The following is a 4,810-nucleotide window of genomic DNA, read 5'->3' on the forward strand; positions in this document are numbered from 1 at the left end:
TATCTGGGCAGCGTCATGGAATACACCTTTGCCAGCGCCCTGGGCGCCATTTTTGTGGTGTCGCCCCTGGTGGAGTTGCCGCTGGATGTGGGGGCCCCGGTCAGCCTGACGCTGGCAGACCACGGTGTGTCCGTCGTGGCCGGATGAGGCGGGCGGCGTTTGCCCGTCACGCGCCACGCTGTTCAGTGATACCTTTTTGATGAGCGATGCCCTTGGACTACACCGTTGCTGTTTTTGATCTGGACAACTGCCTGATGGATGCCCGGGCGGTAGGGCCCTTGTTCGAGCCCGCTTTCGATGCGTTGCGGCAAGCCAACCAGGGCGCACTGAGCCCGGAGGCCCTGGACCAGGCGCTGCAGGCCTGCTGGTTCACCGCGTTCGACCTAGTAGCCCAGCGCCACCATTTCACGCCCGCCATGCGCGCGGCGGGGTGGCAGCAGTTCAGCCAGATGGAGGTGAAGGCGCCGTTGCGAGGCTATGCCGACATCGAACTGCTGCCCCGCATCCCGCTGCGGCGCTACCTGGTCACCAGCGGCTTTCGGCGCCTGCAGGACAGCAAGATCGATGCGCTGAGAATCCGCCCCTGGTTCGAACAGGTGCTCATCGACGCGATTGACGCACCACCCACCGGCGCCGCGCATGGCAAGCAGGCCCTCTTTGAGCAGATCCTGGCCCGCGAGGGCTGCGCGCCCCGCCAGATGCTGGTGGTGGGCGACAACCCCTTGTCCGAACTGTCGGCCGGGCGCGTCCTGGGGGCCACTACCGTCCAGACGGTGCGGCCAGGTGTCGAGCCCTGGCCCCTGGCAGACCACCGGGTGGAGGGGCTGCAAGGGCTGCTGGCCCTGCTGTCGGCGGACGCGCCGCGCGCCGCAGCGGATACGCCCCCAGCGAGCGCAGACCAGAGGATTTGAAAGAAATCGGCGCCAAGCGATAGTGGAATATGCGCTGGTGGCTATAAAAACTATAGCGTGCTATCGGTGTGCGCCAGACACACCACGCCGAGTCGGCAGGGATCATGGGAGACAATCGGCGCCCACCCTTGCCGACCTGGCGCGCTTTTCTCCGTGAACTCTCCTGTCTTCACCTCGCTGATCCCCGTCATCCTGTTCATTGCCATCGGCTTTTATGTGGGGCGGCGCGGCTGGATACGTGCCGAATCCGTCAAGGACCTGGCCAACCTGGTGTTCATGGTGCTCACGCCCGCGCTGCTGTTTCGCACCATGAGCACGGTGCACATCGAAGACCTCAACTTCGGCCCCGTGGGCATCTACTTTGTGGCGTTTGGCGTGGTCTACGCGGCCACGCTGGCCGTGCAGGGCTTCAACACGCTGGGCGCCGCCCGGGCGCTGGCCAACACCTTCAGCAACACGCTGATGATAGGCGTGCCGCTGGTGGGCCTGGTGTTTGGCGATGCAGGGCTGGTCACGCTGTTCACCCTGATCTCGGTGCATTCGCTCATCCTGCTGACTGCGGCCACGGTGGTGTTCGAGCTGGCGGCTGCACGCGAACATGCCGGGCGCCCAGGCGGCGTGCAGCAGCCCATGTGGCGCACCGTCCTGCAGGCCATCCGCAACGGCATCGTGCACCCCGTGCCGCTGCCCATCATTGCGGGCCTGCTGTTTGCTCAGACGGGACTGGTGGTGCCCGAKGTGGTGGGCAAGCCCCTGCAGCTGCTGGGCCAGGCGCTGGGGCCGATTGCACTGCTGCTGGTGGGTGTGACGCTGGCGTTCACCAAGGTTGGCCACCAGTTCAAGGCTGCGCTGCGGATTGCGCTGGTGAAATGTGTAGTGCACCCGCTGGTGCTGGCCAGCATGGGCTGGGCGCTGGGCCTGTCGGGCATGCCGCTGGCCGTGATGATCGTGGCAGCATCGCTGCCCGTGGGGGCCAACGTATTCTTGTTCTCCCAGCGCTACCGCGTGGCAGAAGAAGAGGTGACCGCCAGCGTGGCAGTGTCTACCGCGCTGGGGTTGGTGACGATGCCAGTGGTGATTTTGGCAGTCACGCGGTGGGTGGTGGGGTGACATCCGCAGCAGTGCGCATGTCTGCCGTTTAGCAGCCTGCCTGATCGGCTAGGCATTGCTGTACAAGCTGCAAATTCCTTCTTCGCGCGGCTCATACACGATATGCAAAAGCAGCGTTGAGCGTAGCTCTGCAAACGGATGGTCTGCGAAGTGTTTGCAGAAATGCATGACCTCTTGCAGCGACTGATCCTCATGCCAAGAGGTCAGGACAAAGCTCTCGTCCGGTATATCTCCATGAGCAAACTGGCTGATGTTGGCCCAGTCCACCGAGTCGTCCCAGGAACTGCAGCCAAGACCCCAGGCCATCATTTGTAGACATCCGGAACGTACCAGCCAGTCGCTCACAGTGTTCTGCCAGAGCGCCGACACTTCCGACTCGATCATGACGAGGGCGCGAAAGCTCCCCAGAGAAAGCTTGGGCAGCTCAGACTCCGGGTTGAGACAGAGGTAAACGACTTCGGATATGGAATCCACTTGGTGGCTTATCGCTGAGGCTTGCATACGGCGGCCGCGACTCAGGGCGCCAGCCGCTCCCGCACCCAGTYGCTGCCWTCGAGSCGGTAGCGCAGCCGGTCRTGCAGGCGGCTCTTGCGSCCCTGCCAGAAYTCCCASYGGTCGGGCWYSAGGCGGTAGCCGCCCCAGTGTGGAGGGCGGGGCGGTTTCAGCATGAATTGCGCCCCGTATTTGGCCGCGTTGGCCACCAGCACGCTGCGGCCTGAAATGACCTGGCTTTGGGGGCTGGCCCAGGCGCCGATGCGCGAATCCAGGGGGCGGCTGCTGAAGTATTCGTCGCTTTCCTCGTCGCTGACCTTCTCCACCACACCTTCGATACGCACCACACGCTCCAGCTCCACCCAGTGAAACTGCAGCGCTGCAAACGGGTTGCCCGCAATCTGGCGGCCCTTGCGGCTGTCGTAGTTGGTAAACCAGACAATGCCGCGCTCGTCATAACCCTTGATGAGCACGATGCGTGTGCTGGGCCGCAGGTCGCTGCCCACGGTGGCCAGGGTCATGGCATTGGGCTCGGGCACTTCGGCGCTGATGGCTTCCTTGAGCCACTGGTCAAACTGCTGCAGGGGGGCGGCGTGCGAGGCGTCTTCGTTGAGTTCGGCGCGCTCGTAGCTCTTGCGGAGGTCGGCGATGGAGTTCGTGGTCATGGCCACGATTGTGCATCCCCCGTACGATGTCGCTTTGCGCCAGGGCATGTGCAGTGGGTTTTGATAGTGGTCGAATCTATGTTCGTTTATATTCCTGGTTCCGATGAAACCCAAAGACGACGAGAAACAGCGCGCCATTGCCCAGGCCACCTTTGAACTGGTGGCCCAGCGCGGCCTGAGCGGCCTGACCCTGGCCGACATTGCCCGGGCTGCGGGTGTGGCCACGAGCACGCTGTACGTGTACTACCCGTCCAAGGACGAACTGATCAGCCAGCTGTACCAGGATGCCAAGACCGTGACGGCCGCGCGCATCATGAGTGGGATAGAACCTGGCATGCCCTACCGCGCAAGGGTGCGCCGCGCCTGGGGCAACCTGCTGCGCCATCGGCTGGACCAATACGCCGAGGTGGTGTTCCAGGAGCAGTACTACAACTCGCCCTGGTTCACCCAGGGCAACCGCGAATTTTCGACCCGGCTGATGGCAGGTTTTTTCACGCTGATGGAAGAAGGCCAGCAGCAGGAGATCCTCAAAGCCGTGCCCATTCCGCTGCTCACGGCCAGCCTGGTGGGCTCGGTGCGGGAGACCGGCAACCTGATCCGCACCCAGGTGCTGCCCGATGACGAGGCTGTGCACCAGATGGCGTTTGGCCTGTGCTGGGACGCCATCAAGGCGTAAATCGTGCCGCTGCAGAAACTCGAATTTTGCGGTTTAATCGAATAGTTATTCTCTTAAAACAACAAAGCGGCTTGATGTCTGCCCGCGCCGCCCTACCGATTGCGCTGTGCTTTTGAGCGCTGACCTTCATCCCAAGGAGTCCCACGATGCCCACCCTCAATATCAACGGCAAAGACACGGCCGTGGATGCCGACGAATCCACCCCCATCCTCTGGGCCCTGCGCGACACGCTGGGCATGACCGGCACCAAGTTTGGCTGCGGCCAGGCGCTGTGCGGTGCGTGCACCGTGCACCTGAACGGCGCGCCGGTGCGGTCATGCATCACGCCCATCTCGGCGGCGGTAGGCCAGAAGATCACCACCATTGAAGCCATTGCCGCCGACGACAAGGTGGGCAAGGCAGTGCACRCCGCCTGGGTCAAGCACGACGTGGCSCAGTGCGGCTACTGCCAGAGCGGCCAGATCATGAGCGCCACGGCGTTCCTCAAATTGCAGCCCAAGGGCAAGCAGCCCACGGCGGCCGAGATCGATGCCGCCATGGCCGGCAACATCTGCCGCTGCGGCRCCTACGCCCGCATCCGCGCCGCGGTGGCCGATGCCGCCAAGACCCTGGCCTGAAGGAGCACCCGCCATGTTGCCCACTCACATCGATTCCACCGAACTGCCGCGCATCCTTCAGCGCCTGATGGCCGCCAGCCAATCACAACCCGAGGACACCGCCGCGCTGCCGCGCCGCAGCTTCCTGAAGCTGGCCGGCGTCGGCGGCCTCGCGCTCGGCGCCTTTCCCCACATGGCCATGGCGCAGGCCACCGGCAGGCAAGCGGCGGCCAGCACCCTCAAGCCGACGCAGTAGCCCTCGGCCTTCGTGGAGATCGCGCCCAACGGCGAAGTCACCGTGACCCACAACCGGCTGGAATTCGGCCAGGGAGTACAGACCGGCCTGCCGATGATCCTGGC

Annotated in this window: 6 protein-coding genes and 1 pseudogene; 5 read left to right on the plus strand and 2 right to left on the minus strand. The window is 64.0% G+C overall.

Annotated elements, in window-relative coordinates:
• Positions 1 to 206: 206 nt before the first annotated feature.
• Positions 207 to 911 (plus strand): HAD family hydrolase, encoded by a 705-nt coding sequence (locus AC04MI_RS23500; RefSeq protein WP_436077281.1) that lies wholly within the window; start codon positions 207 to 209, stop codon positions 909 to 911.
• Between the two features lie 153 nt (positions 912 to 1,064).
• Positions 1,065 to 2,021, plus strand: coding sequence for an AEC family transporter (locus tag AC04MI_RS23505; protein ID WP_476498843.1), 957 nt, complete (start codon positions 1,065 to 1,067; stop codon positions 2,019 to 2,021).
• Between the two features lie 48 nt (positions 2,022 to 2,069).
• Here AC04MI_RS23505 and AC04MI_RS23510 read toward each other — a convergent pair whose 3' ends face one another.
• Both AC04MI_RS23510 and pdxH read right to left on the minus strand, forming a co-directional pair.
• Positions 2,070 to 2,495 (minus strand): DUF7684 family protein, encoded by a 426-nt coding sequence (locus tag AC04MI_RS23510; RefSeq protein WP_436077283.1) that lies wholly within the window; start codon positions 2,493 to 2,495, stop codon positions 2,070 to 2,072.
• Positions 2,496 to 2,536: 41 nt separating this feature from the next.
• The gene (gene pdxH, locus AC04MI_RS23515) at positions 2,537 to 3,178 is read right to left on the minus strand and encodes a pyridoxamine 5'-phosphate oxidase (protein WP_476498844.1); all 642 of its coding nucleotides are present in this window, start codon (positions 3,176 to 3,178) and stop codon (positions 2,537 to 2,539) included.
• 103 nt (positions 3,179 to 3,281) lie between these two features.
• On the opposite strand from pdxH, the gene AC04MI_RS23520 reads away from it, so the two are divergent.
• From AC04MI_RS23520 to AC04MI_RS23530, 3 genes and pseudogenes are all read left to right on the plus strand, one after another.
• Positions 3,282 to 3,854 (plus strand): TetR/AcrR family transcriptional regulator, encoded by a 573-nt coding sequence (locus tag AC04MI_RS23520; RefSeq protein WP_476498845.1) that lies wholly within the window; start codon positions 3,282 to 3,284, stop codon positions 3,852 to 3,854.
• A gap of 146 nt (positions 3,855 to 4,000) precedes the next feature.
• Positions 4,001 to 4,471, plus strand: a complete 471-nt coding sequence (locus AC04MI_RS23525) for a (2Fe-2S)-binding protein (protein WP_476498846.1) — start codon at positions 4,001 to 4,003, stop codon at positions 4,469 to 4,471.
• Between the two features lie 13 nt (positions 4,472 to 4,484).
• Positions 4,485 to 4,810 (plus strand): annotated as a pseudogene (locus AC04MI_RS23530) (twin-arginine translocation signal domain-containing protein); the annotation flags it as partial.

Source organism: Acidovorax sp. LjRoot204, assembly GCF_056175785.1.

Bases quoted from the DNA above. Each gene is read 5' to 3' on its own strand.
- AC04MI_RS23500 (WP_436077281.1), top strand. From the start codon at position 207: ATGCCCTTGGACTACACCGTTGCTGTTTTTGATCTGGACAACTGCCTG.
- AC04MI_RS23520 (WP_476498845.1), top strand. From the start codon at position 3,282: ATGAAACCCAAAGACGACGAGAAACAGCGCGCCATTGCCCAGGCCACC.